Raw genomic sequence first — 18,619 nt, forward strand, 5'->3', positions numbered from 1 at the left:
TATCTGATGACAGGTATTTTATCCTTCCGCATGTGCGGCATATATGATGATCTGTCCGTTAAGTTCGGCGATTAAAAGGTCTTCTCGCTCCTTTACAGAGTAAATCGCTGTCCCTTTTTTCAACTTGGAAGCTGTGCCGTGATTAAAATGTTCGGCAGCTGTTTTCTGAATCACACCTACTTGCTGATCTTTAGTGACGGTTAGTTGATGGGCCCAATCTACATTTGCTTCATAGACCGTTTCTTCCCATTGAAATAAATCTGCCTGTTCATCGAGAGCTAATACCTCTTCTGCACTAGGTGGTTTAGATTCGGCATACCGGACGGATTGGCATCCACATAAGCAAATGGTGAGTAACATTAAACATAAGTAAGTCCATAATTTTCGTGTCAAATGAGATCCTCCCCTTCACAAGAAAGCTATTATATAGTCATAGTCGTTTCCGAAGGATGTATCGTTACTTTGTGAGGCGAGTAAGGAGATTGTATGTTGGCACGAAATACGGTACATTTATCGTATGAATAATCCAATCCATCCAACCCAAGAAGACATGAGACTGATTTCGGTGTTGCACGCATTGGCCGATCCCATCCGGTTAGAAATTGTTCGCTGCTTAGCAGAAGCGGGCGAGAGGACATGCGGCACGTATGAGATGAATATTGCCAAATCCACGCTGTCACATCACTTCAAAGTGTTGAGGGAGGCAGGCATCGTGAAAGTGAGAATTGACGGAAAACACCGCTATTATTCTTTAAGAAAAGAAGACATTGAGACCGCTTTTCCTGAACTCGTGTCATCCATTTTAGCCGTAGATAAAGAGCGGTGGTAAGCCAGCTGTCTAGAAAAGCAGCTGGCTGTTTTATTTCCCATAAATCGAGTCATACAGGCGTTTCACCGCTGGCTTAATATCCTCTGGCCGCATGTGCGAAAAGCCGAGGACGAGCGGGACAAAGCCTTCTTTGTGACCAGGCACATGCTCATCAAGGGTAAAACGGTCCATCCCGTACATTTTCAGCTTTCGGTCTTTGGCACGTTGTAAAATCTCATGTTGCGTACGATCTGAGCGGAATTCTGCGATAAAATGCAGCCCTGCATTTTCCCCGATAATCCGTACGTTGTCACGAAAGACAGTATCGAGCTCTCCAATAAGCTGTTTTCGTTTTTCCTCATATAGCCCATTCATTCTTTTAATATGCCGCTGATAGGCGCCATCTTTTATAAAATAAAGAAGGGTGTATTGTGTAAAAAGATTGGCCGTTTGAATAAAAAAGTGCTGTTCTTCCTTATAGCGTCTTAATAAATGCTGCGGCAGCACCATGTAGCTGATCCTCAAGCCGGGCAGCAATGATTTCGAAAAGGTCCCCATATAAATGACTTTGTCATAGCGGTCAAGGCTCTGCAGCGCCGGTATGCTGTCTGTGCCATACTTAAATTCACTGTCATAATCGTCCTCAATGATATAGCGGTCTGGCTGATCAGCCGCCCAGTTTAACAGCTGTATCCGCCGGGAAATCGGCATGATCACCCCTGTTGGGAACTGATGAGAAGGCGTAATGATCAACACATTTGGCTCTTTCTTCTGAATATCGCTCATCCGCACCCCTTTTCGATCAATGCCAATCGTTTCAATCCGGTGATGATTGTTTTTCAGCATTTGATACAGTCTGCGATAGCCGGGGTTTTCTAATCCATATATTTGATCAGCTGGAAGGATGCTAGATAATGAATGAATGAGTGACTGTGTACCCGCACTTAAAATGAGCTGTTCAGGGTAGCATTTGACCCCTCGTGCAAGTCCAATCAGCCGGGCAATCGTTTCCCTCAGCTCATAGACGCCTTGTGGGTGCGGAAGCTCACCAAAGGCTTCTTGGTGGAGATGAATCGCTTTTTGCTCACTTTTCAGCCAGCTTTTAAAAGGAAAATTGGCTGTATCAACAGAAATATGTGAAAAGGAATACCAGTCATCTCGCTCAATCGGATTCTCTTTTAAATCAGCTGGAAGGGAAGAGGGTTTCAGTTGACCTGATTCATGAAATGTTTCCAGTGATTCCACAAAAAAGCCTTTCCGTTCAACTGAATATAAATATCCCTCGGCAAGCAGCTGCTGATAGGCGCCATTCACTGAATTGACGCTGACGTTTAAAGTATCTGCTAACTCTCGTTTAGATGGTAATTGATCGTGTGGTTGCAGGTTGCGGTTTAAAATTTCCTCTTTAATTTTCGTGTAAATTTGATGATAAATAAACCCGTTTTCCCCTGTTTGATCTAGTTGAATTGTCAGCATCTCGTCATTCCATCCTCTCTGGTACCATGAAAAAAATGATATTGGTACTTTCTATCATACCAAAAAATATTCAGAATAATAAAAAAGACATAAAGGGGATGGATGACAATGAGTCAAACGACAACAAACCGTTTTTCAACAGAGGAATGGCAGGGGAAAAGAGATCAATACGTCGCAAGAGGCGTAAGTAATGGCAACCGTCATCTTGCAGCAAAAGGGAAGGGAGCCGAGCTTTTCGATATTGATGGCAATCGTTTTATCGATTTTGCAGGCGCCATCGGTACATTAAATGTAGGACACTCCCATCCAAAGGTTGTGGAAGCAGTCAAAGCACAGGCAGACAGCCTGATTCACCCAGGATTTAATGTCATGATGTACGAATCCTATATCGAATTGGCAGAAAAACTATGCCACCTCACACCAGGCGACCACGACAAAAAAGCCATTTTCTTAAATTCAGGTGCAGAAGCAGTTGAAAACGCAGTGAAAATTGCCCGTAAATATACAAAAAGACAAGCGGTTGTCTCTTTTACAAGAGGGTTCCACGGAAGAACGAATATGACGATGAGCATGACAAGCAAGGTCAAGCCTTATAAATTTGGATTCGGACCATTTGCGTCAGAGGTGTATCAAGCGCCGTATCCTTATTACTATCAAAAACCTGAAGGATTAAGCGATGCAGCCTACGACGAATACATCATTGATCAGTTCAATCAATTCTTTGTCGCAACCGTTGCACCAGAAACCGTCGCTTGTGTGGTGATGGAGCCAGTCCAAGGGGAGGGCGGATTCATTGTACCATCGAAGCGTTTTGTCCAGCACGTCGCTTCATTCTGTCAGCAGCATGGCATCGTATTCGTGGCAGATGAGATCCAAACAGGATTCGCAAGAACAGGGAAATACTTTGCGATTGAACACTACGATGTGGTGCCAGACTTAATCACTGTGTCAAAATCACTTGCAGCTGGCCTGCCGCTGAGCGGGGTCGTTGGCAGAAAAGAATTACTTGATGCAGCGGACCCAGGGGAGCTAGGGGGGACGTATGCTGGCAGTCCATTAGGCTGTGTGGCGGCTTTGGCTGTACTTGATATTATTGAAACAGAACAACTGAATGAACGATCTGAACACATTGGACAAGTCATTGAGGACAAAGCGAATGAGTGGAGAAGTCAGTATTCATTCATCGGGGAAGTCCGGCGATTAGGGGCAATGGCGGCCATTGAAATTGTGGAAAATCAAAAAACGCGTACACCAGATAAGAAGACAGCCGCAGCGATTGCAGCCTATGCAAACAAGCACGGACTACTCTTATTAACGGCAGGGATCAATGGGAATATTATTCGCTTTTTAACACCACTTGTCATCACAGATGAGCTGCTGCAAGAAGGACTAGGGATTATCGAAGACGCCTTCACAGCACGCTAAACAACAAAGGGGGATGGTTGTATGCAAAAACAACAAATGGCTAAAACCATGTCGCAGTCAGACGTACTGTTTTTATCCATTGGTGCAATGCTTGGCTGGGGCTGGGTTGTACTTTCGGGAGATTGGATTTTAACAGCTGGATTTTTAGGAAGTGTGATTGCCTTTGTCATAGGGGGCATTCTCGTCATCTTTATTGGACTAACGTATGCAGAGCTTTCCTCTGCGATTCCAGAAACAGGCGGAGGACTTGTCTTTGTCCAGCGGGCATTTGGGATCAAATCAGCGTTTGTCTCCGCATGGGGCGTATTGTTCGGTTATGTGTCCGTGATTATGTTTGAAGCTGTCGCACTTCCGACAGTCATTGACTATGTCATTCCAACACAGCATGTTGGTTTCCTATGGAATATAGGAGGATGGGATGTTTACTTTACATGGGTATTGATTGGATCTGGCGGTGCGCTGTTTTTAACAGCTCTGAACTACATTGGCGCAAAACCTGCTGCTATTTTTCAATCGGTGTTCACAGTGGCCATTATCCTGACAGGTTTTCTTCTATTAGGCGGAGCTACATTTAATGGAGATTTTGCAAACCTTGAGCCGATGTTTCAAGGCGGGGTTGGCGGTCTGATGGCTGTGTTAGTGATGATTCCCTTTTTATTCGTTGGGTTTGATGTCATCCCGCAGGTAGCGGCGGAGATTAACGCACCGAAGAAAATCATCGGGAGAATTTTGATTATCTCCATTGTGAGTGCGGTTGTATTTTATCTACTCATTGTCTTTGGAGTAGCGGCAGGATTGTCAAAAGGTCAACTTGAGGCTTCATCACTAGCAACAGCAGATGCCATGGTACAGCTTCTTGGTCATCAGGCGTTTGGGACTGTGCTTGTCATTGGCGGTGTAGCAGGCATTGTGACGAGCTGGAATGCATTTATCATTGGTGCAAGCCGTATCCTCTACGCAATGGCGGAAAGAGGCATGATTTCCAAATGGTTTGCGTATATTCATCCGAAGTATAAAACTCCGACAAATGCCATTTTGTTCTTAGGTGCATTGGCCTTTTTTGCACCATTACTAGGCCGACCTGCCCTCGTGTGGATTGTCAATGCAGGGGGTGTGGGCATCATCGTTGGGTATTTGATTGTGTCCATTGCCTTTATGAGACTTCGCAAGACAGAACCTGAGCTTGAGCGTCCATACCGCATTAAATATTGGCGGACGACCGGCGTTTTTGCCATTGGACTCAGTCTCCTTTTTCTTTCATTTTATTTTCCAGGGATGCCGGCTTCCTTATCATGGCCAGCTGAATGGATTTTGCTTTTAGGTTGGGCACTCATTGGGTATATACTATATGTAATGAATCCAAGAACGAAGGAGAAGATAGAGCATGACAAACGAACTCAAAGTGTATAATCCTGCAACCGGAGAAGAAATTGCCTCAGTTGCTCAGCATACAAAAGAACAGATTGAAGATGCGATCACTCGCTCACACAAAGCATTCAAAACATGGGCAAAAACGTCAGCCCATGAACGTGCAAATATCATTCGCAAATGGTTTGATCTCATGATTGAGCATAAAGAAAGGCTTGCAAAAATCATCACAGAAGAAAACGGGAAGCCGTATCAAGAAGCATTAGGGGAAATCGTCTATGCCGCTGGATATATTGAATGGTACGCAGAGGAAGCAAAGCGGATTTACGGCAGAACGATCCCGTCTCATACGACAAACAAACGCCTATTTGTCACAAAACAGCCAGTCGGTCCTGTTGCCGCCATTACACCATGGAATTTCCCTGCGGCGATGATTACAAGGAAGGCGGCACCAGCGCTTGCGGCGGGCTGTACGTTTATCGTGAAACCTGCTGAAGACACGCCGCTTACGGCCATTGAGCTTGTGAAATTAGGCCATGAAGCCGGAATTCCAGAGGATGCCTTGCAATGGGTGATTGGAGATGGAAAAGAAGTGGGGGAAATCTTCACAGATAGTCCATTGATCCGCAAGATCACGTTTACTGGCTCAACACCAGTTGGAAAACATCTCATCAAAAACAGTGCGAGCACAGTGAAGCACGTTTCTATGGAACTTGGCGGTCATGCCCCGCTGATCGTAGATAAGGACGCCAACCTTGAATTGGCTGTGAAACAAGCAGTGGCATCTAAATTCCGTAATGCAGGCCAGACGTGTGTTTGTGCCAATCGCTTAATCGTCCATGAAGAAATTCATGAAGCATTTGCGCAAAGCTTCAGCAAAGAAGTGGAAAAGCTGAAAGTAGGAAATGGTTTTGAAGAAGGCACGTCCATCGGACCGATTATCAATAAGCGAGGCTTCGATAAAATTGTCGACCAAATTCAAGATGCCGTGGATAAAGGGGCGAAAGTTCTTGTCGGCGGCGATACCCATTTTGACGAGGAGAAGTCGTATTATTTTGTTCAGCCGACGGTGCTAACTCATGTCGACCCTTCAATGAACATTATGCATGAAGAGACGTTTGGTCCAGTTGCACCAATTACGACATTTAGCACTTTAGATGAAGCCATTGAATTAGCGAACGATACACCTTTTGGACTTGCGGCTTATTTCTTTACAGAGAATTACCGCAATGGCCTCTATATATCTGAGAATCTAGATTACGGGATTATTGGCTGGAATGACGGGGGACCATCCGCTGTGCAGGCACCTTTCGGCGGTATGAAAGAGAGCGGTATTGGCCGTGAAGGCGGCATCGAAGGCATCGAACCTTATTTAGAAACGAAGTATGTGTCAATTGGTTTAGACGAATAACATGTGAAAAAGACTGTCCGAGAAGTCTCGGCAGTCTCAGCGTGTAGACAAACCCTCGCATTCTTTGTCAGTCCTGCGTGCTGGTGCTCACGAATGTGAAATTCGCTCCGCGCCAGTACTCGTCCTTCCTAGACTGCAAAGGTTTTCTATCACGCTGAAAAGAAGACAAAGGGCTAAAATCAAGTTCATTTTAGCCCTTTGTCAACAATCTGTGACTGTCCGAGAAGCCTCGGCAGTCTTTTTTATGTTAAACAGCCGGTGGGAAAAGTTGATCCACCGTTTCTTTTGTTTCTTTGAGAATCTCGTGGATGTCGTCTGCAGATGCTTGTTCCATGCTGCTGAACAAGAGCCGTTCGACTGGCTCAACGCCGATCAGATTGAAGGCGGCTGTATCTGTCGTCATGTGATGGCTGGGGGTGATGATCATATTTGAATCAAGAAAGGTCCTCGGTGCATCATGCGTATTAATAATGACCCCTTTTTTGTCTCGAAGCAGATTTTTCACCACTCCGTTTTCATTGATCTCATATGCAAACCCCTCTGAAAAAACGCGCTCCACATAACCCTTTAGCATCGCTGGCAAGCCTGTCCACCATATTGGAAAGATAAATGTGAGGACATCGGCTTGCTGAATCAGCTTCTGCTCTCTTTGAACCGGTACCGGCACATGCCCATTTTTCATGGCAGCCTTTTCTGCTGTTGTCAGCTCTGGCGGAAAGCCAATGGCATACACATCACGAACTGTCACATCATGACCATTGTTCAAAAGAGTGCTTACAACAAGATCTAATAGGGTTTGATTTAAGCTTTGCTGGGGATGAGCAAATATGATTAGATGGTTCATCTCATAGCCTCCTAGGTGGTCATGTGTCTCATTATGGCATGCACGAGTATCCTATTCAATCCTATATTGGAAATGATAGGTTGGGAAAATAAAAAGCGACCGCTTGAAAAAACGATCGCTCATGTAAGGTTTATTTCTTTCTAAAAGCAAGCCCAAGTGCAATCAATGCCACAACTAAGGCTGCAATGGACAGACCAAGAACAAGTGGTGAAGAAGAAGCAGAGGCTGTTTCAGATGCCTTTTCTTCTTTTGGTTTTTCTTGACCATGTGAATCCGTTACGGTATTAGACGCAACAATGTTTGTGATCGAATGAGGCTTATCAGCGTCCTTGTCGCCAGTCCATTCAACTACTGTTCCATCCTTATAATATTGATACGCATCCCATGCCGCTTCGCCGGCTTTTTCAGGGTTTTTTGCGACAAACACGAATTGCTGGAACTGCCCAGCAAGGACACCATCGCCAGTTGCTTCCCAAGTGACTCTTGTGACTTTTCCGTTTTTCTCTTCAGTTGCTGTTTTCCAGCCAGGCACTGGCTCGTATTGCTGGAATTCTACGCCTTTAGGCATCGTGATGACAACCTTTGTTGTCGGACTGTCGCTTTCAGAAGGTACTTTTAACGTATAGGTTTCCCAAGCATTAGTTGCAGATGTATCAGGTTTGACTGTCACGTGTGCACTTACAGGAATCGCCAGTAAAAATGAAGCGAGAAGCATTGGTAATAAAGCTTTAACGTATTTTTTCATATCATATAAACTCCTTTTAGTTTCTTCTAATGAATGTCGTATCGATGTTGTCAAAAGAACCAGTTAACGCATGAATGTTAATTTTCCAAGTGCCTTTTTCATTTAGTAAGAGGTTTTCAGCCGAGAAGTGTCCATTCTTTAATCGTTTCAGCTGAAATTCGTTAGGCGTTTCATCACCGAACAAGGAGACTTTGTGGATCTTAGCTGTCACAGATTGAATGTCTGTGATCGTTTGTCCATCCTTCTTCGTAAATGCCACCTCGAACGTGTTTTTACCAGGAGCATTCGGGGTAATGCTCAAAGACACAAGGTCACGATGCTCCACCTGATTGGCTGCAAAGAATGGCTCTGGTGCAGGCGGTGGAGGACTTGGGATATTGGTGAATACGGCTGTTAATAGTAAAATAGCGATCCCAATGATCCACTCTGCTCGTAAAGATACGTTTCGTTTCTGCTTCTTTTCCCATCTCAGCATCAAATAATGGACGAGCCCAAGAAGACCCATGATGATAAATAAACCAAGTTTGATTAAGAAGGTGCGTCCATAAGCTGATTGGAAAAGGGCATCAAATGATTGCAGAATAAAAATCGCATTCACAAACCCAGAAAACACAATCAGTCCAACCGAGAGCAGTGCCCACGGATGAAAAGCTGTCAGGGTGCTGCGTATGAGCGGCTGATCTTCATTCGGCAGTTTCTTCATCAAAAGAAGGACAATGGCTGTTAAGCCGCCGACCCAAATGGATGCAGAAACGAGATGAATGAAGTCAAGTGACGTTGTCAGTATTTTATTATCTGTTGCGGCTGGATGACCGATTTGTGCTTTCAGCCAAAGGAGTACGATGAAAATGAGCAGTGGAAACAGCCATACCCGGAAGGAAGTGAAGTTTCCTTTTTTCATCGCCACAATCGTCCAGATCGTCAGTAGAACAAATGACGCCATTAGCATCATCCACAGACTCCCGCCCGAAGTCGACGCAATGGTTTCTTGTAAAAGAGATGGTTGAAATGCCCCTAAAAAGGACACGTCTGCCGCTGATTTAGTTTGAATCGGCAGCTGGAACAAGAGTGCTCCGCCCATCATGATCAATGAAACAGTTAAGAGTCGCTTCATTCGCCGGGCTAAAACGTCGGTTATGGCCGCTTTAAACCATAGAAGCCCAAATAAAATGGTTCCAAGAAATAAGCTAAATGACGTATACAGAAAGGCTTTGTCAATGGTTGAAGCCATATCGATGGATTCACTCGACTGTCCTTGATCTAATTGATCAAATCCTCCATCCGCTTTTCCGATACTAAACGGAATCATGCCAGACACAGAGTGTCCATCGGCTGATACCGCATTCCATTGAATGGTGTAAATTCCTTTAGGTAAATTCTTTTTTAAAGCTGCTTCCATGATCTTTTGCTCTTTGATGACCGTATCTCCTCGATCTACACGATCCCCTTTTGCATTGAACACCTTAATGGCATGAAATCCACTTTCGATTCCTTCACTAAAGGTGATCGAGACTGCAGGAGGCTGCTGATCCAGCTCTTCATTTGCCACTGGATTTGAGCTCACTACATATGCATGAGCAAATGCCTCTTTTGGCATGAAGAAGGAGAACATGAAGATGAGCAGCAAAAGCCACTTACTATATTTCAACAATGTGAATAACCGCCTTTCTACCTATGAAAATGTCTCATGTATCAGAAAGAAAGCGGCAGTAAACTGTGAGTCACAGAAAAACCGCTCTTTCTATTGTACCGCCCACTCTAAAAGGTAAACGAAACAAATAGCAAGATGGTTCACTTTTTCTGTGTCATGTCTTGTCTGCGCAGACGTTTCTTGAATGTTTGATCAATATAAGCCTATTCGATTTAAGTAGAGGAAACAAGAAGTGACCATTTGAAAGTTGTGAAATTCCAATGAATTTTGCGCCAAAACAACAGTAGATTCAACTTTTACCCCGCTATCATCTATGGTATGCCGAGAGGTGTCACATTATTTTTCAATTTTGTCACACACTAAGTGACAAAGTGACATTTAGTTTCAATTGAAGGGAAAGTGAAAGCGTTTTACGATAGGTATAAGGGCTTCACTGACTCTTGTTCTTATATCTTTTGACCTATAAAGCCCGAAATAAAGGGAGAGAAGAAAGGGGTTTTCACAGATGCAGGAAAAAAGCGGATTCCGCGTGAAAGTACAGCGCTTTGGAAGCTATTTAAGCGGCATGATTATGCCGAATATTGGTGCATTTATTGCATGGGGACTGATTACAGCCTTGTTCATTCCAAGTGGTTATCTTCCGAATGAGCAATTAGCTACACTCGTTGGACCGATGATTAACTACTTACTGCCGCTCTTAATTGGTTACACAGGCGGTAAACTCGTCTATGACCATCGAGGCGGAGTGCTCGGTGCTACGGCTACGATTGGGGTCATTGTTGGCTCAGACATTCCAATGTTTTTAGGTGCCATGATCATGGGGCCGCTGGGCGGTTATCTTATTAAGAAAATCGACCAGCTGTTTAAAGATCGAATCAGATCAGGTTTTGAAATGCTTGTGAATAACTTTACGGCAGGTATCCTCGGTGCCATTCTTGTTGCCATTGCATTCTATGCCATCGGCCCAGTGGTACTAGGTCTGAATAAAGCCCTTGCGGCAGGTGTAGATATCATTGTCAATGCTCATTTACTGCCACTAGCAAGTATCTTCATTGAACCTGCAAAAGTATTATTCTTAAATAACGCGATTAACCAAGGTATTTTAGGTCCGTTAGGGGTCGAGCAAGCAGCGAAGACAGGGCAATCTGTTTTGTTCTTGCTTGAAACAAACCCAGGGCCAGGCTTAGGGGTTCTTCTTGCGTATATGTTCTTTGGAAAAGGAAATGCGAAACAGTCTGCACCAGGTGCCATTGTCATTCAGTTCTTAGGAGGAATCCATGAAATTTACTTCCCGTACATCTTAATGAAACCAAAACTTATTTTGGCTGTCATTGCAGGGGGAGCAAGTGGTGTCCTGACGTTCACATTATTAAATGCAGGATTAAAAGCTGTGCCGTCACCAGGAAGTATTATTGCGCTTATGCTGATGTCTCCAAAAGGCGGTCACCTTGCCGTTTTAGCAGGTGTTGTCGTAGCAGCTATCGTATCGTTCCTTGTCGCATCGGTCATTTTGAAAGCATCTAAAGAAGTTGACGAAGATTTAACAGCAGCAACAGAAAAGATGCAGGACATGAAAGGCAAGAAAAGTGCAGCAGCCGCTGCTCTTACGGCACAAAAAGAAGACGCTCAAGCAAACGAGCAAGCAGCATCTCCAAGTGATGTCAATCCAGATGACGTGAACAAAATCATCTTTGCCTGCGATGCAGGGATGGGTTCAAGTGCAATGGGTGCGTCCATTCTGAAAAACAAAGTGAAAAAGGCAGAGCTTGATATCGATGTGACAAACACTTCTATCAGCAACATCCCAGACGATGCGGATGTGGTCTTTACTCATAAAGATTTAACAGACAGAGCCAAGGCAAAGCTGCCAGGCGCTGTGCATATCTCAGTGGATAATTTCTTAAACAGCCCGAAATATGATGAGCTGATTGAGAAATTGAAAAAATAACATGACGAAACGGGTTGAGTCCAATTTTTCCTAATTGAACTCCCCGTTTTGGTTGTTTTTCTGATTTTTATTCTAAAAAAGGTGTGTGATCATGTATGAAACAAGTACTTTCTAAAGACAATATTTTTCTAAACGAACAAGCAGGTTCTAAAGAAGAAGCCATCAAAAAAGCAGGCGAAGTCCTCGTAGCAAACGGCTATGTCACAAGTGATTATGTCGACAAAATGTTTGAAAGAGAAGAGATTTCTTCTACATTTATGGGTAACGGCATTGCAATCCCTCATGGAACAGAGGATGCGAAAGCGGCAGTCCTTCATTCAGGGATTTCGATTATCCAAATTCCAGATGGTGTTGAATATGGTGAAGGAAATGTGGCGAAAGTCGTCTTTGGGATCGCTGGGAAAAACAACGAGCATCTTGATATTCTGTCTCAAATTGCGATTGTCTGTTCAGAAGAAGAAAATGTAGAACGGATCATTCATGCAAAGGATCAGGATGAACTGATCGCCATCTTTAACGAGGTGAACTAATATGAAGGCACTTCATTTTGGAGCAGGGAATATCGGCAGAGGGTTTATCGGATCTTTGTTAAAGACATCAGGCTTTGAGCTTGTCTTTACCGATGTGAATGAAGCGGTCATCAATGAGCTGAATGAAAGAGGAGAATACACGGTTGAACTCGCAGCACCAGGGCAGAAGCAAGAAGTAGTCGGGCCCGTATCAGCGATCAATTCTTCGCAAAATCCAGCAGCATTAACAGAGGCGGTTGCCACAGCCAATTTGATTACAACAGCTGTTGGACCAGCCGTATTGAAGATCATTGCCTCATCAATTGCTGAAGGATTAAAACAAAAAAAGCCTGGCCATATCATCAACATCGTGGCATGTGAAAATATGATTGGGGGAAGTGCTCATTTAAAAGAAGCGGTGTTCTCTCATTTAACAGTAGATGAGCAAGCAGCGATATCACAAACCGTTGGCTTTCCAAACGCTGCGGTTGACCGCATTGTTCCGATTCAGCACCATGAGGACATTCTCAAAGTGTCGGTTGAACCATTTTTCGAGTGGGTCATTGATGAGACGGGCTTTATTGGAGATGTTCCGCAAATTGACGGAGCGACCTTTGTCCAAGATTTGACGCCGTATATTGAACGGAAGCTTTTCACCGTCAATACAGGACATGCACTAGCGGCTTATGTCGGGTATCAGCAAGGCGTAAAAACCATTAAAGAAGCTGTTGATACACCAGACATTCGTCAAGTTGTCGAAGGTGCCCTTCATGAAACGGGCAGTTATTTAATTGACGCGTATGGCTTCCGAAAAGAAGAACATGATGCGTACATTCAAAAAATCATCAAACGATTTGAAAATGCGTTTATTTCCGATGAAGTGACTCGTGTCGCACGCTCTCCTCTTAGAAAGCTGGGAGCAGATGACCGTTTAATCGGTCCAGCGAAAAAGATCAAGCAGCCAGTGTACTTAATCAAAGGGATCGCTGCTGCTTTGGCTTACGACTTTGCAGAAGACGAAGAAGCGGTTCGCTTGCAGGCATTAAGGAAAGAAAAAGGCATTGAAGGTGTGCTTCAAGAGGTATGTGGACTCAAACCTGAAGACGATCTCTATCAAGCCATCCTCAAAGAAACCGAGCGATAATCAAAAAATCCCTTTCTAACATGAAAAGAAGACAAAGGGCTAAAATCAAGTTCATTTTAGCCCTTTGTCAACAATCTGAGATCCCTTTCTAACGTGAAAGGGATTTTTTCTATGACTTTTTTAATACTTTCCCCTGCATGACGATATATGTAGTAAGGGGGAATTAGAACATGAAAAAGAAAGCGTTTGCTTCAAGAAGTGTCTTTTTTCAATTGATGTCAGCCATTATCGTTATTACAATTTTAACAGGCGGACTTGTAGGAACAACGGGGTATTTTTTAGCGAAAAATGTCTTAATTGATGCAGGGAAAGCAGATTTAAAACACATCGTAAATGGAGCGATGGCCACTCTTGAACAATTGAACGACCGTGTGGAGAACAAAGAACTGACGCTTGAACAGGCGCAGGAACAAGCCCGTATTTACTTGAGTGGGCCTAAAAATGACAACGGCAAAGGATACCAATTTCAAAAATCAGATTTCATCTATAAAAATAAAGGCTACCTTGTCGCATATGGAGCCGATTATTCATCACAGGTTCATCCGGTTAACGACATCGGCGTCATCCCAGATAACACGACAAATCGTCAAAAAATGGTCGCTGGCGCTACAGCAAAAGGCGAGGATGCACACTATATCACCTATATGGATAAAGATGATGCCACGGGGGAAGAAAAGCAAAAACTCGCTTATATGAACCAGTTTACACCGTGGAATTGGAGTATAGGAATCGCCGTATTTCAGGATGAATTTTATAAAGAACTAGAGCAGATGAAGCTCTATATTATTCTCATTACAGCAGGTGTCGCTCTTTTAAGTATGGGTGTCTTTTATTTGGCAGCCCGAGGAAAAGTGAGACTGCTCAAGCAAGTTACGGCTGCTTCAAAAGAAATTGCGGCGGGCAATATTGAACGCACCAGCTTAAAAGAAACCTCGGATGAAATTGGGCAGTTGGCAAAAGGCTTTAATCATATGTCAGGAGAGCTTAGAGCACTTGTGAGCGGTTTGCAGGAAACGAGCAGCCAGCTCGTCGAATCTGCGACAGATCTATCCGCCATCTCTGAAGAAACATCCGCTAGCAGTGAAGAAATTGGCCGAGCGATTGGAGATATCTCAACAGGGACCCTTCATCAAGCATCAGACCTTGAGGTAGCCAATCAACAAATGACTCAGTTCAATCAATCCATTGAAAACGTCAAAGAACAAAGTGACCAGATCAAACGAATTTCAGACCAGTCGAACCAATCTTCCCAGCAGGGTCAGCAAATTGTCCAGCAATTAAAACAATCAAATGAGCAATCCATTCAGGCATCTCAAGGTATTCGATCAGGGATTGAGCAGTTAAGTACAAAAGTACAAGATATTTCTCAAATCACAGATACCATTGAAAGCATTTCAAATGAAACGAACTTACTGGCCCTGAATGCGAGCATTGAAGCAGCTCGTGCAGGAGAGCATGGCAAAGGATTCTCGGTTGTGGCGAGTGAAGTGCGGAATTTAGCTGAACAGACAAAGCAATCAGCCGTTCAAATCCAGCAGATGATTCAAGGCATTAAAGAAGAAACGACGGCTACAGCTGGCATGATGTCCAAAACAATGGATCGTTTTGCCGAGCTTGATGAAGCGGTTCACGCAACAGAACAAGAATTCAATTCCATCTCTACATCGATTTCACAAACCATCGTTGAAACAAATGCGATGGCAAAAGAGCTGAATACATTACTGGAACAAAACGACCTCATCACAAAAGCGATGCATGGTGCAGCCCATATTTCTCAAGAAAATGCCGCAGCGATTGAAGAAATCACTGCATCTACAGACGAACAAGTCACCGCCATCTCCAATGTGGCGAAGGCAGCAGAAAGGCTCAATGAGCTAAGCATGCGATTGAATCAAGATATTGCACGTTATCGTTTATAAGGTATGGTCAAACGGACGTCGAGAAGTCGATGTCCGTTTTTTTATTTAGACGATTTTCGTCCGTGTTGCCCGTCGCTTTTGATTTGTTTGGTACGTTCGATAGGCTTTCCAAGCATTGGCACATAAAAGCCCTGTGAGTAAGTAAGATAAGCTATTAAATAAATAGAAGTCCACACACGAAACGACAGCACAGAGGATACCAAAGATGATTTGATCACGATTCTTTGCTGGTGAAGTAGGTGGATCAGTCAACATAAAGAACGCAAGAAACAAGACAGCATTCAAGTAGGGCGTAATAAAAGCAGATGAAGCATCCGTTAAGCCAATTAATCCCAATATGAGGTGGATCAGGCCGTATGCTGCTAGAAAGGCGAAAACTTGCGGGAATTTTTGTACGCGGCTGGTCACCAAATAACCGCCGACCACCACAAGGAATAGGGTCTACCAAGGTAGAAGAGACATACCGCCCCACCAGCTTTGATTGGAAGAAAATAAAATGACTGAGAGCCATAAACCAAACGCAGCTGGATTCAAAATCGGTTTCTTTTGATAAGTGATGACATGCTTAGATAAAATGGCTGCTGCGGCTGTGAAAACAGAAACAGCAAAAGAAGTGGCTGGACTTAGAACAATGCCAATAATCAGCCCTGTGAGCAGAGCTCCATCAGGGAATGTGTGTTTATTGTTTTTCCAAATCACTCTTGAGATGAAAGAGTCAAGAATTAGTGCTGTCCCGATGCTGGTAGCAACTGTAGCGAGACCACTAAGAAAACCAGCGTGCAGACTCCCGGCGGCTAAAAGGACCAAAAGAATGGTGGTGACATACCGTTTTGGTGTCCGAATGTAGGCTTTTAGTGAGGGTGATGGTTTCAAAAATGTTTGGTTTGTGATAGGTGCTGGTTGTGATTCCATGAGTGAACCTCCTTCATCTCCGGTGTTACGATCATATCAGCGGTATGATCTACCATCACGGCAGGTATTTCATGTTCGGCTAAAAAAGAATAACCTCCTTCTCTACCTAATAAAAAAGCAGCTGTAGAGAGACTATCTGCGAGCATACCGAGTGGTGCAATGACGGTACAGCTTAACAAACTTTGTTCAGACTGTTTCGTTTGAGGGTGTATCAAATGGTGCGTATGAGGATCATAACGACTGATCCGTTCATAGCTTCCAGATGTACAAATCGCACAATTAGTCGTTTGAATGACCGAGATGTTGGTCTGTTTGTGGATGGGATGCCGAATCCCAATTGTCCACTCTTCTTGTTGTTCGTTAAATCCAGATACCAACACATCCCCACCAGCATTCATCATAAAGCCTTCCCATGCTTCAAGTTCTTTTGCGGCAAGATCGCACGCAAATCCCTTTGCAATAGAACCGAAATCCAAAATCAGCGGTTTGTTCAAATAAATCGTCCGATTCTTCTCGTTTAACTGGACGTCACGGTAATGAACAGCTGTATGTGGTACGTCATGTGATGAAAAAGTTTGTCCTGTCGTATATAAACGATCGAATCCTTTTTGTTCCATGACTTTCCCGATGGTTGGATCATACTTGCCATTTGTTAACTCGGCTAACTCTAGCGCATAGGCTGTTAAATCGAAAAGCATTTCACTGACTAATACCTCTTGCTTTGAACGATTGGCTAACTTCATGACTTCAGAATCAGAGCGGAAACGGCTAAAACGATGCTCGATATCGTAAAAAATGGAAAAGGCACGGTTGATGTCCTCTAAAACAGCCCGTCGATCTTCTTCATAGGCAACCACTTGAATATTGATAACAGTTCCCATAGCCAGCATGGATTTTTGAAAAGTAATGAGTTTTTGTTGTCCTAACCATTTCATCATGGTGTCTCCTCTCTATGCCTTTGCCTGCTCTAAAGCCTGAGCAACGGCTGTTTCAAAATCCTGAGTACTTAATGTTGCGCCGCTCACCGTATCTACATCAGCACTTTGTCTGATGACCACTTCATTGGGTAATGAGGAAATGGAGCTTTGTCCGTATCTAGTGTTATCACTCGTAATCTCGACAGAAGTGATATTTCCTTGTTTGATGGTAACAGATACACTAATAGAGCCAATCTCATTTGATCCAGTACCAGAGAAAGTACCATCCGTGAGTTCAGTTTCTGAAGTGGTATCTTCTGTTTGAGTGGCGGTAGTATCTGATGTGAGAGATGTATGATTTGAAGAAGCGTCTGTTTGTGTATTTGATTGTGCTGTCTGAACGGCTTGCGCATGATGGGTAGTTGCATAACCAGTGATGTATAAGCTGCTGATAGCTGCGGTGCAAAGACTAATCATTTTCTTATTTATTTTTGCCATGATGTATCCTACCTCCTATTACGATCTACTATATAGAAGAAATTTGAACAAATCATGAACAAGAAAAGAACGATTTTAGATAATAGGCAATAAGAATCAAGATATTGCACGTTATCGTTTATCATTTGTTTTTGACTGTGGTTCATTTATCAGGTAGGATGAAATGAATCTAAACCTTGCTCACGCAATCAAAAAGGAGTGTTTCGTCCATGAAAAAGAAAATATTGATGTTCTTACCTTGTGGCTACGGATACTCCACTGCTGTTTTCTTTTAGGATAGACAAAAATTGGTGAAGTCTGTCTACAGGAAGAAAAACACGCAGAAAAATCATAGTGAGTGAGGGATTTACATGGAGAAAATCACGAGAAAAAATCCAGAAAGTATGCCGAAACCCGTTGGCAACTACAGTCATATCACAAGGGTACCAAAGGGTGCGGGTTTATTTGTGACATCAGGTCAAGTAGGGACAGGAGCGGATGGACAGATCCCATCAAGCTTAAACGACCAAGTCACCAATACGCAATACGTTTGAAAATATAAAGAGAATCCTTGCATCAGAAGGGTTGAATGAAGAACACGTCATCAAAGTCAATATTTGGGCAACAGAAGAAATTGATTGGGATCATCTATATCCACAGTGGGATGCAATCTTCAAAACGGCGTATCCATCAATGACCGTTGCCTATGTGACTGCATTAGGGTGGCCAGAGCTGAAAATCGAAATAGAGCTATGGTGTGCCGATATTTAATCAAAAAAAGAACAGTGCAAACTGTTCTTTTTTGATGAGTATTTATGAAACAGCTTGGAATCGCTTTGTAATGAATGCACCGAGAAATGCACAGACTGTGTAGATGATGACCCAAATGAGAAAGGTTTTATTTCCACCAATAGAGGTGAACATCAGAATCACACTCGCAACCAGCACAATCAAGGTAGGAAACCAAATGTTCTTTAAAAACAATGTGCCGAAAATACCAATCAGCACAGAGATCATAGGGAAACCAAATACAACGAATAAGACAAAAACAGCCATGTTAATTAC

General features: G+C 43.5%; 16 protein-coding genes and 2 pseudogenes. 9 read left to right on the forward strand and 9 right to left on the reverse strand.

What is annotated here, in order from left to right:
- Nucleotides 1-18 precede the first annotated feature (18 nt).
- Nucleotides 19-393, reverse strand: a complete 375-nt coding sequence (locus tag M2353_RS01780) for a hypothetical protein (RefSeq protein ID WP_041091113.1) — start codon at nt 391-393, stop codon at nt 19-21.
- Between the two features lie 124 nt (nt 394-517).
- On the opposite strand from M2353_RS01780, the gene M2353_RS01785 reads away from it, so the two are divergent.
- Nucleotides 518-829 (forward strand): ArsR/SmtB family transcription factor, encoded by a 312-nt coding sequence (locus tag M2353_RS01785; protein WP_041091115.1) that lies wholly within the window; start codon nt 518-520, stop codon nt 827-829.
- Between the two features lie 30 nt (nt 830-859).
- Here M2353_RS01785 and gabR read toward each other — a convergent pair whose 3' ends face one another.
- Entirely contained in the window at nt 860-2,284 is a 1,425-nt protein-coding gene (gene gabR, locus M2353_RS01790; protein WP_017366616.1) for a MocR-like transcriptional regulator GabR, read from the reverse strand.
- A 108-nt stretch (nt 2,285-2,392) separates the two neighbouring features.
- On the opposite strand from gabR, the gene gabT reads away from it, so the two are divergent.
- Genes gabT through M2353_RS01805 form a run of 3 tightly spaced genes read left to right on the forward strand, consistent with a single transcriptional unit; the run spans nt 2,393 to nt 6,488 of the window.
- Nucleotides 2,393-3,709, forward strand: a complete 1,317-nt coding sequence (gene gabT / locus M2353_RS01795; protein WP_284724824.1) for a 4-aminobutyrate--2-oxoglutarate transaminase — start codon at nt 2,393-2,395, stop codon at nt 3,707-3,709.
- 21 nt (nt 3,710-3,730) lie between these two features.
- Complete coding sequence (locus M2353_RS01800; protein WP_284724825.1) at nt 3,731-5,119, forward strand: APC family permease; 1,389 nt, start codon at nt 3,731-3,733, stop codon at nt 5,117-5,119.
- The gene (locus M2353_RS01805) at nt 5,094-6,488 is read left to right on the forward strand and encodes an NAD-dependent succinate-semialdehyde dehydrogenase (protein ID WP_045035017.1); all 1,395 of its coding nucleotides are present in this window, start codon (nt 5,094-5,096) and stop codon (nt 6,486-6,488) included. Before M2353_RS01800 ends, M2353_RS01805 begins: the two co-directional genes overlap by 26 nt.
- Before the next feature lie 247 nt (nt 6,489-6,735).
- Here M2353_RS01805 and M2353_RS01810 read toward each other — a convergent pair whose 3' ends face one another.
- The 3 genes from M2353_RS01810 to M2353_RS01820 form a co-directional block, all read right to left on the reverse strand.
- On the reverse strand, nt 6,736-7,332 hold the full coding sequence (locus M2353_RS01810; RefSeq protein ID WP_284724826.1) for an NAD(P)H-dependent oxidoreductase: 597 nt from the start codon (nt 7,330-7,332) through the stop codon (nt 6,736-6,738).
- Between the two features lie 130 nt (nt 7,333-7,462).
- Nucleotides 7,463-8,077 carry a YcnI family copper-binding membrane protein gene (locus tag M2353_RS01815; RefSeq protein WP_284724827.1) on the reverse strand — a complete coding sequence of 205 codons (615 nt, stop codon included), beginning with the start codon at nt 8,075-8,077 and terminating at the stop codon, nt 7,463-7,465.
- A gap of 16 nt (nt 8,078-8,093) precedes the next feature.
- Nucleotides 8,094-9,728 carry a copper resistance CopC/CopD family protein gene (locus M2353_RS01820; protein ID WP_100325541.1) on the reverse strand — a complete coding sequence of 545 codons (1,635 nt, stop codon included), beginning with the start codon at nt 9,726-9,728 and terminating at the stop codon, nt 8,094-8,096.
- A gap of 505 nt (nt 9,729-10,233) precedes the next feature.
- On the opposite strand from M2353_RS01820, the gene M2353_RS01825 reads away from it, so the two are divergent.
- The 4 genes from M2353_RS01825 (at nt 10,234) to M2353_RS01840 (ending at nt 15,248) form a co-directional block, all read left to right on the forward strand.
- A complete protein-coding gene (locus tag M2353_RS01825) occupies nt 10,234-11,676 on the forward strand; it encodes a PTS mannitol transporter subunit IIBC (protein WP_146271720.1) in 1,443 nt (480 codons plus the stop codon).
- Nucleotides 11,677-11,771: 95 nt separating this feature from the next.
- The gene (locus tag M2353_RS01830; RefSeq protein WP_019743148.1) at nt 11,772-12,206 is read left to right on the forward strand and encodes a PTS mannitol transporter subunit IIA; all 435 of its coding nucleotides are present in this window, start codon (nt 11,772-11,774) and stop codon (nt 12,204-12,206) included.
- Between the two features lies 1 nt (nt 12,207).
- Entirely contained in the window at nt 12,208-13,329 is a 1,122-nt protein-coding gene (locus M2353_RS01835) for a mannitol-1-phosphate 5-dehydrogenase (protein WP_284724828.1), read from the forward strand.
- A gap of 170 nt (nt 13,330-13,499) precedes the next feature.
- Nucleotides 13,500-15,248: a methyl-accepting chemotaxis protein gene (locus M2353_RS01840; protein ID WP_017366624.1), complete on the forward strand. Its 1,749-nt coding sequence runs from the start codon at nt 13,500-13,502 to the stop codon at nt 15,246-15,248.
- 45 nt (nt 15,249-15,293) lie between these two features.
- Here M2353_RS01840 and M2353_RS01845 read toward each other — a convergent pair.
- From M2353_RS01845 to M2353_RS01855, 3 genes and pseudogenes are all read right to left on the reverse strand, one after another.
- Nucleotides 15,294-16,160: pseudogene (locus M2353_RS01845) on the reverse strand (RnfABCDGE type electron transport complex subunit D).
- Entirely contained in the window at nt 16,118-17,095 is a 978-nt protein-coding gene (locus tag M2353_RS01850) for an FAD:protein FMN transferase (RefSeq protein ID WP_284724829.1), read from the reverse strand. Before M2353_RS01850 ends, M2353_RS01845 begins: the two are co-directional and overlap by 43 nt.
- 15 nt (nt 17,096-17,110) lie before the next feature.
- Nucleotides 17,111-17,575 carry an FMN-binding protein gene (locus M2353_RS01855; RefSeq protein ID WP_073414912.1) on the reverse strand — a complete coding sequence of 155 codons (465 nt, stop codon included), beginning with the start codon at nt 17,573-17,575 and terminating at the stop codon, nt 17,111-17,113.
- A gap of 350 nt (nt 17,576-17,925) precedes the next feature.
- Between M2353_RS01855 and M2353_RS01860 the strand changes: the two are divergent.
- Nucleotides 17,926-18,325: pseudogene (locus M2353_RS01860) on the forward strand (RidA family protein).
- Between the two features lie 42 nt (nt 18,326-18,367).
- Here the strand turns inward: M2353_RS01860 and M2353_RS01865 are convergent.
- Entirely contained in the window at nt 18,368-18,610 is a 243-nt protein-coding gene (locus M2353_RS01865; RefSeq protein ID WP_284724830.1) for a DUF2651 family protein, read from the reverse strand.
- Nucleotides 18,611-18,619 lie beyond the last annotated feature (9 nt).

The sequence above is a fragment of the Bacillus aerius genome (assembly GCF_029894105.1).
Taxonomy (GTDB): Bacteria; Bacillota; Bacilli; order Bacillales; family Bacillaceae; genus Bacillus; species Bacillus altitudinis.